This window comes from Streptomyces albospinus, from assembly GCF_014648695.1.
Classification (GTDB): domain Bacteria; phylum Actinomycetota; class Actinomycetes; order Streptomycetales; family Streptomycetaceae; genus Streptomyces; species Streptomyces albospinus.
In genome coordinates, this window is sequence record NZ_BMRP01000002.1 from 43,297 (window position 1) to 58,245 (window position 14,949).

General features: G+C 73.1%; 10 protein-coding genes and 1 pseudogene. 3 read left to right on the forward strand and 8 right to left on the reverse strand.

All coding sequences use genetic code 11. The features are described 5' to 3' along the window. Positions 1-797 (reverse strand): annotated as a pseudogene (locus IEZ17_RS41960) (hypothetical protein); the annotation flags it as partial. A gap of 563 nt (positions 798-1,360) precedes the next feature. Here IEZ17_RS41960 and IEZ17_RS03590 point away from each other — a divergent pair. Next, positions 1,361-1,843, forward strand: a complete 483-nt coding sequence (locus IEZ17_RS03590; protein WP_189296315.1) for a DUF456 domain-containing protein — start codon at positions 1,361-1,363, stop codon at positions 1,841-1,843. A gap of 34 nt (positions 1,844-1,877) precedes the next feature. Here the strand turns inward: IEZ17_RS03590 and IEZ17_RS03595 are convergent, their stop codons facing one another. The 4 genes from IEZ17_RS03595 to IEZ17_RS03610 form a co-directional block, all read right to left on the reverse strand. Beyond that, positions 1,878-3,554 carry an AlkA N-terminal domain-containing protein gene (locus tag IEZ17_RS03595; protein WP_189296317.1) on the reverse strand — a complete coding sequence of 559 codons (1,677 nt, stop codon included), beginning with the start codon at positions 3,552-3,554 and terminating at the stop codon, positions 1,878-1,880. A gap of 108 nt (positions 3,555-3,662) precedes the next feature. After that, a complete protein-coding gene (gene rsgA, locus IEZ17_RS03600) occupies positions 3,663-4,850 on the reverse strand; it encodes a ribosome small subunit-dependent GTPase A (protein ID WP_189296319.1) in 1,188 nt (395 codons plus the stop codon). A 1,053-nt stretch (positions 4,851-5,903) separates the two neighbouring features. Continuing rightward, positions 5,904-6,296 (reverse strand): MerR family transcriptional regulator, encoded by a 393-nt coding sequence (locus IEZ17_RS03605; RefSeq protein WP_189296938.1) that lies wholly within the window; start codon positions 6,294-6,296, stop codon positions 5,904-5,906. 307 nt (positions 6,297-6,603) lie between these two features. Beyond that, positions 6,604-7,032 carry an ArsR/SmtB family transcription factor gene (locus IEZ17_RS03610; RefSeq protein ID WP_373299719.1) on the reverse strand — a complete coding sequence of 143 codons (429 nt, stop codon included), beginning with the start codon at positions 7,030-7,032 and terminating at the stop codon, positions 6,604-6,606. Between the two features lie 73 nt (positions 7,033-7,105). On the opposite strand from IEZ17_RS03610, the gene IEZ17_RS03615 reads away from it, so the two are divergent. Next, positions 7,106-8,353, forward strand: coding sequence for a cation diffusion facilitator family transporter (locus IEZ17_RS03615; protein ID WP_229851791.1), 1,248 nt, complete (start codon positions 7,106-7,108; stop codon positions 8,351-8,353). A 68-nt stretch (positions 8,354-8,421) separates the two neighbouring features. On the opposite strand, the gene IEZ17_RS03620 is transcribed toward IEZ17_RS03615, so the two are convergent. Both IEZ17_RS03620 and IEZ17_RS03625 read right to left on the reverse strand, forming a co-directional pair. Then, on the reverse strand, positions 8,422-9,726 hold the full coding sequence (locus tag IEZ17_RS03620; RefSeq protein ID WP_189296321.1) for a cysteine desulfurase: 1,305 nt from the start codon (positions 9,724-9,726) through the stop codon (positions 8,422-8,424). After that, positions 9,713-11,095, reverse strand: coding sequence for a family 2B encapsulin nanocompartment shell protein (locus IEZ17_RS03625; RefSeq protein ID WP_189296323.1), 1,383 nt, complete (start codon positions 11,093-11,095; stop codon positions 9,713-9,715). The genes IEZ17_RS03620 and IEZ17_RS03625 overlap by 14 nt, the downstream gene beginning before the upstream one ends. Before the next feature lie 428 nt (positions 11,096-11,523). Between IEZ17_RS03625 and IEZ17_RS03630 the strand changes: the two genes are divergently transcribed. Next, complete coding sequence (locus IEZ17_RS03630; RefSeq protein ID WP_189296324.1) at positions 11,524-14,343, forward strand: SpoIIE family protein phosphatase; 2,820 nt, start codon at positions 11,524-11,526, stop codon at positions 14,341-14,343. 28 nt (positions 14,344-14,371) lie between these two features. Here IEZ17_RS03630 and IEZ17_RS03635 read toward each other — a convergent pair whose 3' ends face one another. Further along, the gene (locus tag IEZ17_RS03635) at positions 14,372-14,920 is read right to left on the reverse strand and encodes a PadR family transcriptional regulator (RefSeq protein ID WP_189296326.1); all 549 of its coding nucleotides are present in this window, start codon (positions 14,918-14,920) and stop codon (positions 14,372-14,374) included. Between the last annotated feature and the right edge of the window lie 29 nt (positions 14,921-14,949).

The following is a 14,949-nucleotide window of genomic DNA, read 5'->3' on the forward strand; positions in this document are numbered from 1 at the left end:
GCGGGAATGTCGTCAGGGGCAGGGGCGCCGGGGCGGCCGATGGGTGCGTACGGGGAGGGGCGCGGACCCGGGCCGGTGGCCCGGAGCGGGAGGGGCGGCGACGGCGGTGGTAGGGGCGCCACCCGTCGCGTGGGCAGCTCCCACGGCTTCGGCTCCCAGGGCGTCGGCTCCCACTGCCGCGGTTCGAAGGGCTTGGGATCGAACCGCCGGGCGTCAAAGCGCCGCGCATCAGGCGGCTTTGGCGGTATGTGGGGCGATGAGGGAGCCGCCCCGGCCGGAGGCGGCGACACCACGCGCGGGTCCGGCACACCCGGCGAGCCCTGCGCGTCCGGGGCGTTCGGCACGTCGGGCGGTGCGCCGGGCGGTACGTCGGGCGGTACGTCGGGCGGGTTCGGTACGCCGGGCGCGTGGGGCGGGTCCGGCGTGCTCGGTACGTCCGGAGCGCTCGACAGGTGGGGGGTGGTGGGTACGCCGGACGCGGTGGGTGTGCCGGGCGCCTGCGGCATGTCCGGCGCCTGCGGCACGCGGGGCGCTTTCGGTACGCGGGGAGCTTTCGGTACGTCAGGTGCGGTGGGTACGTCCGGGGCAGCCGGAGGCCGCGCCCGTTCCCGCCCCGCGAGTGCACGCAGCGCCGAGGCGACCCGTTCGTCCAGCGTGTCCGGGGCGTCGGACGGGCCCGCGTCCCGCGCGGCACCGCCGTCCTTGCCGCCGTCGGCCCCCTCCGCGGCGCCGGCGCCGTACAACTCGCGCCACCACCAGTCGTCCTCCCTGCCGCGTCCTGCCCCCTGCCGGTTCATGGACCGCATTGTCCATGGATGTACGCGCTTGAGACAGGGCGCGAAATGGGCATCCTGCGGCGCGTTCCCACCACGTCGCCGACCGCCCGGCGGCGCCGTCGGACCCACCGCGTCGGCACCGGCAGACCACCCGTGTCGCGGCATCTCGGGGCGTGTCCGCGGGTGCCCCTTGAGCATCCGGGGCAGGCGGCCGACAGACGCTCACCGACCGTGGAGGTGGCAGCCAAGTAGCCCGGAAATACGGCCGGTTGGGACTGGCCGGATGTTCCCTGACCGTACCGGTGGCGCCCCCCGTACCGTCGCCCGCCCGGCGTACCGTCCCCCGTCCCCCTGTGCCAGGGAGCGCGTCCCGCCGGTGTCCGGCAGGCTTGGGCCATGTGGGCCGTCAGGAAGGCCGTGACAGGGCGCAGCGTACGAGCGGTCGCTGGGCGTGCACCGCTCCGGGCGCGGCCGGCCACCGACGGCGACGGCAACGGCAACGGCAACGGCAACGGCCCTACGTATGCGCAGCCCCCCGCCCACCACCGGCACCCCCCGGCCCGCCCCGCCCCCAGGGCCGTCGTATGAGTGTGTGGCAGTTGGTCGCCGTCGGTCTCGTCATGCTGCTCGGGGTGTTCGGGGTGCTGGTTCCCGGCATTCCGGGGCCGCTCATCGTGTGGGCCGGTCTGCTGTGGTGGGCGACGACCGAGCGGGCCTCGTCGGCGTGGGCGGTGCTGATGGCCGCCACCGCCGTCCTGCTCCTCAATCAGGTGCTCAAACGGCTGCTCCCGGCCCGCAGTCTGCGCGACGCGGGATCGCCCTACCGCACGCTGTTCCTCGCGGGAGTGGCCGGAATCGCGGGTTTCTTCCTGATCCCGGTCGTCGGCGTCCTGCTGGGCTCGGTCGGCGGGCTGTACGTCCTCCAACGCGTCCGCCTCGGCAGCCACGGCGACGCCCGCGCCGCCACCCGTACGGCGATGCGCGCCATCGGGTTGAGCGTGCTGGTCGAACTGTCCGCCTGCCTGGTGGTCATGGGTGCGTGGGTGGGAGCGCTGATCGCCGGCTGAGCGGTCCTCTCTCTTTCGGCGCCTCCCGCATCCCTCAGGCCGCCTCCCCCGCCTCGTTCGCCACCGCGCCGCCGTCCATGTCCCCCTCCGGCAGCACCCCCGCCCGCCACAGATGGTGCAGGGCATACGCGCCCCACGGCCGCCACGCCCCCGGCGCCCGTACCGCCCCCTCGGCCCCCGCTCCGGCCGCCACGTCCGGATCGCCCATCCCCCGCATCCGGATGTACGCCGCGGCGCCCGGGCCCACGCCGGGCAGTTCGGCCAGCGCCCGCTCAGCGGCACGGCGGTCCGCCCCCGCGTCCAGCCGGAGCGCGCCGCCGGCGAGCGCGGCACACAGTGCGCGCACCGGCCCCGGCACCTCCGGCCCGGTCGGATCCGGCCCGGCCAGATCCGCGGGCGTGGGGAAGAGATGGGTCAGCCCACCGCCCACCCCGTCCGGCCCCTCCCCCGGCAGCCCCGCACGGGCGTACGGCACGCCGTCCGGCCCGCGCAACGGCGTGCCGTACGCCCGCACGAGTTCCGCGGCGCGCTCCGGCGGGCCGGCCAGCACCGTCCGTACGGCCAGTTCCTCCGGGTCGACGGTGCCCGGCGAACGCAGCCCGGGGCGCTCGGCGACCAGCGGGCCGAGCAGCGGATCCGCGCCCAGCCGCTCGGCGACGGCGTACGGATCGGCGTCCAGGTCGAAGAGCCGGCGCAGCCGCTGCACGGCCGTCGACAGGTCCCGCAGATCGGTCAGCCGCAGCCGGCACTCCAGCCAGCCGCCGCCGGTACCCCGCGCCGCCGGGCACACCAGCCCCGCCGGCGGCCGGCTCCGCCCGCCCGGCCCGGCCGGCTCGTCGACCTCCGCGATGCCGATGCCGTACGCGAGCCGCAGCGTGCGGCGGTAGGTGCGGCGGCGACGGGGTGCCTGCCGCGCCCCCCGGGGGCCGCCGGCCGCCCCGGTCTCCCGTACCTCCTCGACGCCAGGTACCGCCCGCGCCCGAAGGAAGTCGAAGATCTCGGTCGCGGCATACGGCCCCCGATAGGCCAGCCGCAGCGGAATCCCACCGGCTGCGGCACCACCCGTACCCACGACGGCACCACCGGCACCTGCCACCGCTCTGCCGGCACCCTCACCCTGGTCGGCGGTGCCGCCCGGCCGTCCCGGCCCCGGGCCGCCGCGCGCGGCCCGCAGTTCGCTCGGCGTCCCGGCGTAGATCTCGCGCATGGTGTCGTTGAACTGCCGGATGCTGGCGAACCCGGCGGCGAAGGCCAGCTCGGTGACCGGCAGCGTGGTGGTCTGGAGCAGCACCCGGGCGGTGTGCGCCCTCCGGGCGCGGGCCAGCGCCACCGGGCCCGCGCCCAGTTCCGCGGTGAGCTGACGCTGGACCTGGCGGGCGCTGTAGCCGAGCCGTCGGGCGAGCCCGCCGACGCCCTCGCGGTCGACCACCCCGTCCCCGATGAACCGCATGGCCCGGCCGACCAGGTCCGCCCGTACGTTCCACTCCGCGGAACCGGGCACGGCGTCCGGCCGGCACCGTCGGCAGGCCCGGAACCCGGCCGTCTGCGCGGCGGCGGCCGACGGGAAGAACCGCACGTTCACCCGCTTGGGGGTGACGGCGGGGCAACTCGGCCGGCAGTAGATCCCCGTCGTCGTCACCGCGAAGAAGAACTCCCCGTCGAACCGCGCGTCCCGGCTCGACACCGCCTCGTACCTGGTCTCGTCGTCCATCACCCGGCCAGTGTGCGCCGCCCGCCCGGCCCGTCACCGGCGGAAATCGGACATGGCGTTCACGCCCGCACGGCACCCACAACGGACCGGGCTCGGCAGCACTCCGGGCTACATCCCCCGCCCCCTCTTCCGCTCCATCATGTGCCGCCCCAGCGCCTGCTTCTGCTTCCATTCGCGTCGGCGCTCCGCGCGCAGCCGGGCGTCCGTCTTCGCGACGATCCACTGGTTCTCGCGCTGGAGCTTGCGGTAGCTCTCCACCCGACGCTCCGTCAATTCGCCGTTCTGGAGGGCCTCCTGGACCGCGCAGCCGGGCTCCGCGCCGTGCGCGCAGTCGGGGAAACGGCACTGCTCCGCCAGTTCCTCCACCTCCGCGAACGTCCGGGCCAGTCCGCCCTCCGCGTCCCACATCCCGACGCCGCGCAGCCCCGGCGTATCGATCAGCACCCCGCCGCCGGGCAGTACCAGCAGATCCCGGGTCGTCGTGGTGTGCCGGCCCTTGCCGTCCCGGTCGCGGATCGCCTGCACATCCTGTACGTACGCGCCGACCAGCGCATTGGCCAGCGTGGACTTCCCGGCTCCGGAACGCCCCAGCAGCACGGACGCGCCGCCGGCGAGCACGGCGGACAGCACGTCGATCCCGTCGCCGGTGGCCGCGCTGACCGCCAGCACCTGCACACCGGGCGCGGCGCCCTCCGTGTCCGCGACGAGATGGGCGACCCCGGCCGGGTCCCCCGCCAGGTCCGCCTTGGTCAGCACGACCAGCGGCTGCGCCCCGCTCTCCCATGGGAGCGCGGACCTGTGCACCGCTCCCTCCCCCGTCGAGCCGGACATCGCAAGCGCGAGGAACCGCTCGATCCGCCCGAGGTCCAACTGCTCCGCGAGCGACACACAGATGACGATGGTGTCGATGTTGGTGGCCAGCACCTGGCCCTCGGAACGCTTCGACGACGTGGACCGAACGAATGCCGTACGGCGGGGCAGCAACGCTCTGACGACGCCATCGACATGGTCACCGCCACGCCCGTTCGCCAGGTCGATCACGGCCCAGTCACCGGTGCACGGCACCCTCATCGGGTCACTGGTCGCCACGAGCGCGGTGTCCGCCAGGACGGTCCGGATGCCGTCGCCATCCGGCACGACGACATCCACTCGTCCGCGATCCACGCGAACGATCCGGCCGGGCACATACCCCTGCCCGACATAGGGGACAAAGCTCTCCGCGAACCCTTCGTCCCAGCCGTACGACGACAGCGGGCTCGATGAGGACGCAGCGGATGAACCAGAAGAGAGATTCAAGGGAAACCCTTCACAAGGGCGGCCCCGGCACCGCGCAGAGGGCGCGGAAAAGAAAGGAATCGAATGTGTCAGCCGGAGACCGCGGAGGCGAAACTGATGATCGTCTGAGTGCGGGCAGCGCCCATCGCAACGACAGCCATCGGTCACACCTCCTTCGTCATCCACAGCCGAGACACACGCCGACAAACAGCAACCGAACAGTCGCCGTGCCGTGTGATCCCACCCTAGCCATGCAACCGACCGGCACGCCAAGCCATTTCCTCGACCGGGCATCGGAGCTCGCCTGTCGAGCGGAGTCGGCAGGTGCCCTTCCCCTGGCCCTGTCCCGTCCCCCTGTCGTGACCGGCAGCCGTAGCCCATCGGCCGCCGGGTGAAGCGAACGGCCACGCGCGAAAGCCCTGGAGCGCGTCGACCGTGTGCTCGTCTTCATCGCGATGCCCGTACATCGTGCGGTCGAAGCCTGTGGACCGGCCGCCCGCGCCGCTCCCCTCTCCCACCCACCATCCGCCGTCCTGGAGCCTGTCCGACGGATCACGTGTGATCCTGCGCCGGCCCTCGCCTCCCCGATCCCGCGCCACCGAGGCCGCAGATGCTCTCGGCCCCGACGCGGTAGACACACTTCGAGCCGCCGCCCACGCCGCTGCCCCGGCGCTTCGCCCGGTGGCCGAGCGGAGCCTGGCGCACCTGCGCAGCCTCTTCGAGGCACGCGCCAACTGCTGAGGCCGTACCGGCAGAACCTCGGCGGAGCCGGAGCCGAATCGCGAGTTCTCGCGGACCTGTTGAGGGAGCCCGCCGGGGCATGGGTCACCGCGGGGTGAGCCTCGGTGCGATGCCGTCACCGTCGATTGTGTGCTGCGGGCGAGGCGGGCGAGCAGGTCGCAGGCGATACCTACGGCGGTGTCGGCGCGGCCACGGCCGCCACGGCATCCCCCATACGGCCTGGCACGACCCCCTGCCCGGCAAAGGGGGTGAACTCCCCGCGATACCCGTGGCCTTGGAGCAGTCCAGACCAGACCTCACTGGCCGGGCCGTCCAGTCTCTCTCCCGGAATCCCTAGACGTCCTCGTGCCGGTCGCGGCTGCCGTCGCCGTACTCCAGTACCGCGTCGAGGTAGTCGGCGATGGCGTCCCTGTTGCGGGTCAGGCAGGAGATGCGGCCGGTCATCCGGTCGCGCTCGTGTTGCAGGGTGGCGATCATCTCGGGGGTCGCGTCGGGGAAGTAGATGTTCCGGGGTTTGTCGAGGCAGGGGAGGATCTGCTTGATGATGCGGGTGGGCAGTCCGGCGTCGAGCAGTCCTCTGATCTGGAGGACGCGGTCCACGTAGCGCTCGTCGTAGTCGCGGTAGCCGTTCGGGGTGCGCGCGGCGAGGAGCAGCCCCTGCTCTTCGTAGTAACGCAGCAGCCGGCGAGGGGTGTTGGTGCGTTCCGACAGCTCTCCGATGCGCATCCCGCGATGACCGCCCTCGCCGTTCGTGGCGCCGCCCCGTGCGTGGGCTTCGCGCTTGTCCTTCACACGCGCGCCTTGCCCTTCACATACGTGTGAGGGTTCGAGCATACGGGGAACGTGGCCCCGGGCGCATGACGGCGCCGGGGCGCGCCGGGGTGCAGGGTGACGCCCCGACGCCGCGGGGACGGAGGGGACGGAGGTGAGTTACGGACGGGGTGGAGGTGAGCCGGCGTCGGTGCACGGTCACCGTGACGGCGGGCGACATGTGGAGCGCGGCGCCCAGGACGGCACCGGGCGCACCGTCGGGTCAGTCGTGCGGCGGGAGGTGGCGGACCCGGTGGTCGGCCGCGCTGAGGGCCTCGTCCACCAGGCGCCGCAGATGCCCGTGCCGCAGGGCGTACACGGCTCGGCGGCCGTCCTTGCGGGTGGTGACGAGCCCGGCCAGCCGGAGCCGGGCCAGGTGCTGGCTGACGGAGGTACGCGAGGCGCCGCAGGCCTCCGTCAGGGTGGTCACATCGGCCTCGCCCGCGCCGAGCCGCCGCAGCAGGGCCAGCCGGGTGCGGTCGGCGAGCAGCCCCAGGATCTCCACGGCGACGGCGATGCGCTCGCCCTCCTCCGACACCGTCCCCGGCCCCGGCCCGTCGGGTCCGTGCCCGGCCGCGTCGTGCCCGGCCGCGCCGCCTCCGTCCGGCTGCTGCGAACCATGCGCATCTGATAGATGCATGCGTGCGCTCATACGCACATAATGAGGGGGCGAGCGCGCGGGACACAAGCCGCGCCCTGGACGTGGCGGGAAGGTGCGACGGCCTGTGAGTGAGCAAACTGTCCCCGGTACACCGCATGGCGAGAGCATGAACGAGGACAACGAGAACAACGAGAACAAGAAGAGGAACAAGAACGAGAACGTGCATGGGCGCGCCGACGGACGTCGGGGGGAGAACGCGTACGCGCCCGGGACTCACACCCACCCTCACCACGGGCACGACCACGGGCACGGGCACGGGCACGGGCATGACCACGGGCACGGGCACGAACACGGCCGCCGTCCGCACCACCCCGACCCCGCCACCCGGTGGTCCCGCCTCCGGCACCAGCTCGCGCACGCCGTCACCCCGCACACCCACGAGGCCCGCGACAAGGTCGACCAGGCCATGGAGACCTCCCGCGAGGGGATGCGGACGCTCTGGCTCTCGCTGGCCGTCCTCGGGGTGACCGCCGTGGTCCAGGCGGCGGTGGTCGCCGTGTCCGGTTCGGTGGCGCTGCTCGGCGACACCCTCCACAACGCCGCCGACGCGCTGACCGCGGTACCCCTCGGGGTCGCGTTCCTCCTCGGCCGGCGGGCAGCCAACCGCCGCTACACCTACGGTTACGGCCGCGCCGAGGACCTGGCCGGGATCGTCATCGTGCTCACGATCGCCGCCTCCTCCGTACCCGCGCTCTACGAGGCCGTCGACCGGCTGCTGCACCCACGCGACATCCACCACCTGTGGGCGGTCGCCGCCGCCGCGCTGGCCGGGTTCGTCGGCAATGAGTGGGTGGCCCGCTACCGCATCCGCACCGGGCGCCGGATCGGCTCCGCCGCGCTGGTCGCGGACGGTCTGCACGCCCGTACCGACGGCTTCACGTCCCTGGCGGTCCTGCTCGGCGCGGGCGGCGCCGCGATGGGCTGGCGGGCCGCCGACCCCGTCATCGGGCTGCTGATCACCGCCGCGATCCTGCTCGTCCTCAAGGACGCCGCCCGCGAGGTGGTCCGGCGGCTGATGGACTCGGTCGACCCGGCCCTGGTCGAGGCCGCGGAGACCGCACTGCGGAACGTGCCCGGTGTGCGGGACGTCGGCCAGCTGCGGATGCGCTGGATCGGGCATGCGCTGCGCGCCGAGGCCGATATCGTCATCGACCCGCAGCTGACCGTGGTCCGGGCCCACCGGCTCGCCGTGGCGGCCGAGCATGCGCTGATCCACGGCGTACCGCGGCTGACCGCGGCCACCGTCCACACCGACCACACGCGGGCGGACGGCGGTGCGGATCCGCACGCCGCCCTCGCGCACCATTACTGACACCGCATCAATGATGAGCTGCGGACGGGCAGTTGGCGCCCGCCCGCAGAGCCGTACAGCTGGGCATGTCAGGCGGTCTGCACCAGCTGCCCCAGTGACGCGGTCAGTTGGTCCACCTCCTCGGATGTGTTGTAGAGGGCGAGTGAGGCGCGGGCCGCGCTGTCCAGGCCGTAGTGGGCCAGGGCCGGCTGGGCGCAGTGGTGGCCGGCGCGGATGGCGATGCCGTCGCGGTCGAGCCAGTCGGCGATGCCGGCCGGGTCGTGGCCGGCCAGGGTGAAGGTGAGGACGGCGATCCGGTCGGGGGCGGAGCCCAGCAGCTCCAGTCCGGGGACCGTCGCCAGGGCCTGCCGGGCGTACGCCAGCAGGCCGTTCTCGTACGCGGCGATGGCGCCCCGGTCGAAGGAGGTCAGCCAGTTCAGCGCGGCGAGCAGGCCGACCACGCCGGCGATGTGCCCGGTGCCGGCCTCCAGGCGGTGCGGCACCGGCGCGTAGGTGGTGCGGTCGAAGCCGACGGACTCGATCATGTTGCCGCCGCCCTGCCAGGGCGCCATGCCCTCCAGGACCTCCGGCTTGGCGTACAGCGCGCCGATGCCCGTGGGGGCGAACAGCTTGTGGCCGGAGAACGCGTAGAAGTCGGCGTCGAGGTCCTGCACGTCGACGGGGAAGTGGGCCACCGCCTGGGCTCCGTCGACCAGGACCTTGGCCCCGTAGCGGTGGGCGAGCGCGGTCATCTCCTTGACCGGCGGGACGCTGCCCAGGACGTTCGACGCCTGGCTGATGACGACGAGCCGGGTGCGCATGGAGAGCAGGTCGGCGTACGCGCCGAAGTCGATCTGCCCGTCCGGGCGGAGCGGTACGGGGACCACCCGGGCCCGGGTCTCCTTGGCGACCAGCTGCCAGGGCACGATGTTGGAGTGGTGCTCCAGCACCGGCACCAGGATGTCGTCGCCGGGGCCGAGATGGGACCGGCCCCAGCTCTGGGCCACGAGGTTGATCGCCTCGGTGGTGCCGCGGACGAAGACGATCTCGTCCGGGGACGCCGCGCCCAGGAACCGGGCGACCGCCGCCCGGCCCGCCTCGTACGCCTCGGTGGCCTCGCGGGCCATGGTGTGCGCACCGCGGTGGATGTTGGAGTTGCCCGCCCCGTAGAAGCCGGCGACCGCCTCGATGACCTGGCGGGGCTTCTGGGTGGTGGCCCCGTTGTCGAGCCAGACCAGCGGCTTGCCGTTGACGGTCCGGTGCAGGATCGGGAAGTCCCGGCGGGCCACCTCCGGCGAGAACGCGGGCGGCGGGGTGAGCTGCGGGAACTGATAGTCCGTCGGAGACCGGTCGGCGGACGGCCGGCCGATCCGCTCCAGGTCAGGCGTAGTCATGGTAGTTGTTCACCTCGACGTTCTGGAGGACGGCGAGGGCGTCCTCCACCAGCACCGCGGCGTTGAAGTAGGCGGTCATCAGGTACGAGGTGATGCCCTTCTGGTCCACGCCCATGTTCCGCATGGCCAGGCCGGGTTCGACCTCGTCCGCGACGCCCGACGGGCGCAGTCCGACCACGCCCTGTTCGGCCTCACCGACCCGCATCAGCAGGATCTCGGTGGTGCCGAAGCCGGAGCCGCCGGAGAACCGCACCTTGTCGGAGGGCAGCAGCGGCACCCCGCGCCAGGTCAGCAGCGGGCTGCCGAAGCTGGTGTCGATCACCGGGGGCACGCCCCGGCGGGTACATTCCCGGCCGAACGCGGCGATGGCGCGCGGGTGCGCGAGGAAGTAGGCGGGCTGCTTCCAGACCCGGGTCAGCAGCTCGTCCAGGTCGTCGGGGGTGGGGGAACCGTGGCGTGCCTGCACCCGCTGGCCCGGGGCGACGTTGTGGAAGAGGCCGAACTCCGGGTGGTTGAGGATCGACGCCTCCTGCCGTTCGCGGAGCGCGTGCGCGGTGAGGTTGGCCTGGGCGCGGGTCTGGTCGATGGGCCCGTTGTAGAGGTCGGAGACCCGGGTGTGCACGCGCAGCACGGTCTGCGCGAGGGTCATGTGGTACTCGCGCGGCGCGTCCTCGTAGTCGACGTAGGTCGCCGGCAGGTCGGGTTCGCCGCTGTGCCCGGCGGCGAGGTCCACCGGCACCTCGGCGCCGGGCCGTACGCCGTTCGTCGCGAGGTAGGCGGCCATCGCCTCGCGGATGCCCGCGTCGCGGTCGTGCAGCCGGGAGAGCGCGGCACGGTCGAGGCAGAGCGCCACACCCGGGGTGAGCGCCTTGACCCGGTACGGCATGGGGGCGGAGCGGGTCCAGGCGTCGAGGTCGAAGAACTGGCCGTCGCCGATGACTTCGAGGAGCGCGTCCTCGCCGTACCGGCCGTTCGCCCGCTTCTCGGCGCGACCCTGCGCGATCACGACCAGACGGTCCGTCATATCGGCGCTCTCGGTGAGCATTTGGCCCGCCTCGAAGGGCACGGTGGTGAATTCGGCGGCGAGTTCGGCGAGCAGGGAGTCGTCGGCACCCCGCAGGTACGGGAGTTCGCGCAGGTCACCGGGGATGACGCGGGTGTCGTCGCCGTCGGTGAAGGTACTGATGCGGTCGTCGCCGAGGACGTAGCTGCGGCGGCGGTTGACGCGGAAGACGCCGGATTCGACGTCCACCCAGGGCAGTGCGCGCAGCAGGTAGCGCGGGGTGATACCGCGCATCTGCGGAGTGGTCTTGGTCGTGGTGGCGAGCTGCCGTGCCGCATCTGTGCCGAGACTCATCCGGTCGTTCACAGGGACCTCCTCGCAGAGCAATCGGGCATGCCGGCCGGCCGCGTACGGCCGTGGCACACGGAACGTCCGGATCGTCGTGCCGGGAATCGGCCGCCCGCAACGGGCCGTTGGCGGGCCTGCGGCCGGAAACGCTCGATGCCGTGAATCCGCGATTCCGCATATGCGTGCGACTACCTTGCGTGGCAAGCCCGCTACCACGTGTGGAGTTACCCGTGGAAGACGGTCCGAAGGCGTCACACCCCGCCCCCCGGCGGCACTTCAGCCCCCGCAACCGACCAAATTTGCCCTCATAAAGGCACTTTGTCATTCCAAAAGCATTGCTTATGACGTCGGCGCAGCTGATCGCTACACAAGGCACAGAATGCTAAATATGGCGCGTGATGGAAAATTTCGGGCGAAAAGGTGAGGTAAGGCGCCGGCTTCGCTCATTGCTGAGCGTGCACAGCGTCGCGGGCCAAGTGCTCGCGCTACAGCTCGCCCTCGTCGTGCTGCTGGTCCTGGCGGCCGGCGTCGCGCTCGCGCTGCAAGCGCAGGGGGCGAGCCTGGCGGAGGCCGAACAGCGGTCGGTCGTCGCCGCCCAGGCCTTCGCGCACGCCCCCGGCACGCGCGCCGCGATGCAGTCCGCCGACCCCAGCGCCGCGCTCCAGCCGAAGGCCGAGGAGGCCCGCAGGGAAGCCGGGCTCGACTACCTCGTCGCGTTCAGCCCGTCCGGCATCCGCTGGACCCACCCCGACCCGAAGCTGATCGGCACCCATGTCCCCGGCGGCTACGGCAAGGCGCTGGCCGGCAAGGCGTACACCTCCACCTCGCAGTCCGCCCTCGGCCGCGCCGTGGACACCACCGTCCCCGTCACCGACTCCCGCGGCGCGGTCGTCGGCCTGGTCGCCGCCGGCATCAAGGTGCAGCGCACCAACGAATGGGCGCTCCAGCGGCTGCCGCTGCTGATCGGTTCCGCGGCCGGCGCGCTGGTCGTCGGAACGGCCGGGGCGGCCCTGGTGAGCCGCCGGCTGCGCCGCCAGACCCGCGGCCTCGACCCGGCCGAGATGACGCGGATGTACGACCACCACGACGCCGTGCTGCACGCCGTACGCGAAGGCGTCCTCATCATCGGTGGCAACGGCCGGCTGCTGCTCGCCAACGACGAGGCGCGGCGGCTGCTCGACCTGCCCGGCGACGCCGAGCACCGCCCGGTCACGGAACTCGGCCTGGAACCCGGGATGGCCGGCCTGCTCGCCTCCGGGCGGCCGGCGACCGATGAGGTGCACCCCGCGGGCGGCCGGCTGCTGGCGGTGAACGCCCGCCCCACCGCCCCGTACGGCGGCCCCGCCGGCAGCGCCGTCACCCTCCGGGACACCACCGAACTCCAGGCGCTGACCGGCAAGGCGGAGGTCGCCCAGGGGCGCCTCAAGCTGCTGTACGACGCGGGGATGCGGATCGGCAGCACACTGGACATGGCCCGGACCGCGGAGGAGCTCGCCGACGTCGCGATCCCGCGGTTCGCCGACCTGGTCTCGGTCGAGCTGCTGGAGCCGGTGCTGCGCGGCGACGAACCGGCCGGGGAGCACGGCCCGATGCGCCGGCTGGCGGTCCGCGGCGTCCCCGAGGACTCGGCGATCTACCGGGTCGGCGAACAGATCCGGTTCGCCCCCGGCGCCCTCCTGACCGCGAGCCTCGCCGACAGCCGCCCGGTACTCGTCCGCGACCTGCGCACCTCGCCGGACTGGCGCGCCCAGGACCCGGTCGGCACCCAGCGCGTCCTGGACAACGGCATCCGCTCGCTGATCGCCGTACCGCTGCGCGCCCGGGGCGTGGTCCTGGGCCTCGTCAACTTCTGGCGCGCCGAGACCTCCGACGTCTTCGAGGCGGAGGACCTGTCCTTCGCCGAAGAACTGGCCGCCCGCGCCGCGGTCTCCATCGACAACGCCCGCCGCTTCACCCGCGAGCACGCCACCACCATCACCCTCCAGCGCAGCCTGCTCCCCCAGACCCTCCCCGCACAGACGGCACTCCAGGTCGCCCACCGGTATCTGCCCGCCCGGGCCGGCGTCGGCGGCGACTGGTTCGACCTCATCCCCCTCCCCGGCGCCCGGGTCGCCCTCGTCGTCGGCGATGTCGTCGGCCACGGCCTGCACGCCGCCGCCACCATGGGCCGCCTGCGCACCGCCGTCCACAACTTCTCCGCCCTGGACCTCCCGCCCGACGAACTCCTGGGCCACCTGGACGAATTGGTCAGCCACATCGACACCGCCGAGGCCCGGACGGGCGGCGGCCGGGACGATGACGCACCCGCCGCGGGTGAGGAGTCCCGCGAGCAGCCCGCCGCGCCTGACGAGGCGTACGGCGCCGACGCGGGTGCCGGGACGGACGAGGTACTACTGGTCGGCGACAGCAGCGCCGGAATCACCGGCGCCACCTGCCTCTACGCCATCTACGACCCGGTCGACGGCCGCGCCACCCTGGCCAGGGCGGGCCATCCCGGCCCCGCCCTGGTCCTCCCCGACGGCACCGTCTCCTTCCCCGACGTACCGGTCTCCCCGCCCCTCGGCCTGGGCGGCAGCATGCCCGTCGAAACCGCCGAACTGACACTGCCCGAGGGCTCCCGGCTGGTCCTGTACACCGACGGACTCATCGAGGACCGCGACCGCGATATCGACACCGGCCTGGCACTGCTGCGCACCACGCTGGCCGACGCCCCGGACCGCACACCGGAACAGACCTGTACCGCCGTCCTGGACGCGATGCTCCCCGAGCGCCCCGGCGACGACATCGCCCTGCTGGTGGCCCGTACCCGACTGCTGGCCCCGGACCGGATCGCCGAATGGGACGTCCCCTCCGACCCCGCCGCCGTGGGCCCCGTCCGCTCCGCCTGCATGAGCACCCTGGAGTCCTGGGGACTGGACGGGATCGGCTTCACCACCGAACTGATCCTCAGCGAACTGATCACCAACGCCATCCGCTACGGCGCCCAGCCCATCCGCGTCCGCCTGCTCCACGACCGCGCCCTGATCTGCGAGGTCTCCGACGGCACCAGCGCCTCCCCGCATCTGCGCCGCGCCGCCACCACCGACGAGGGCGGCCGGGGCCTGTTCCTGGTGGCCCAGTTCGCGCAGCGCTGGGGTACGCGCTACACCCCCGGCGGCAAGGTCATCTGGACCGAGCAGTCCCTGGACGAGGCGCCCGGCCCGGCCGCCCCCGAGAGCGACCGGATGGACGCCCTCCTGGACCGGTGGGACGAGTCCGCGCGGTGACGGCGGGCTCCCGGGCTGCGCCTGCCGCTCACCCCTTGCCGCGGTCGGACGGTGCGGCGTCGAGTGCGCTCAGCGTCTCCGCCAGCCAGCGGAGTTCCGTCTCGCTCGTGGCCCGCGCGATCATGAGCAGTCCCCTGCGGAACGGGTCGTCGAACTCCTCGGCCCTCAGCGGCCGTTCGCCCTCGTAGAAGAAGCTGGTCGGCTCCTGGAGGAACGTCAGCCGGCGGCGCAGGACGGCCGCTTGCTCGGCCGGGCTGTCGAGATGGCGCAGAAACGCCAGCACCGTGAACCAGCGGTTCTCGTCACTGATCGCGACATCGTCGGCCTCGCGCAGCCGGCGCCGCAGCTCGGCGCGCCCCTCGTCGGTCAGCGACAGGACGCGCCGGGGCGCCGCCCTGCTCCCCGGTTCGGTCCGCCGGTCGATCCACCCGGCCTGATCCAGGCGCTTGATCGCCGGATAGAGCGTCCCGTCGGCGATCGGCCGCACATGGCCGGCCAGCCGCGCGACGCGCCGCTTCAACTCGTAGCCGTGCAGCGGCCCTTCATACAGAAACCCGAGGATCGCCAGCTCCAGCATCCGACCGCCTCCCTCGCTCCACTCCTCTA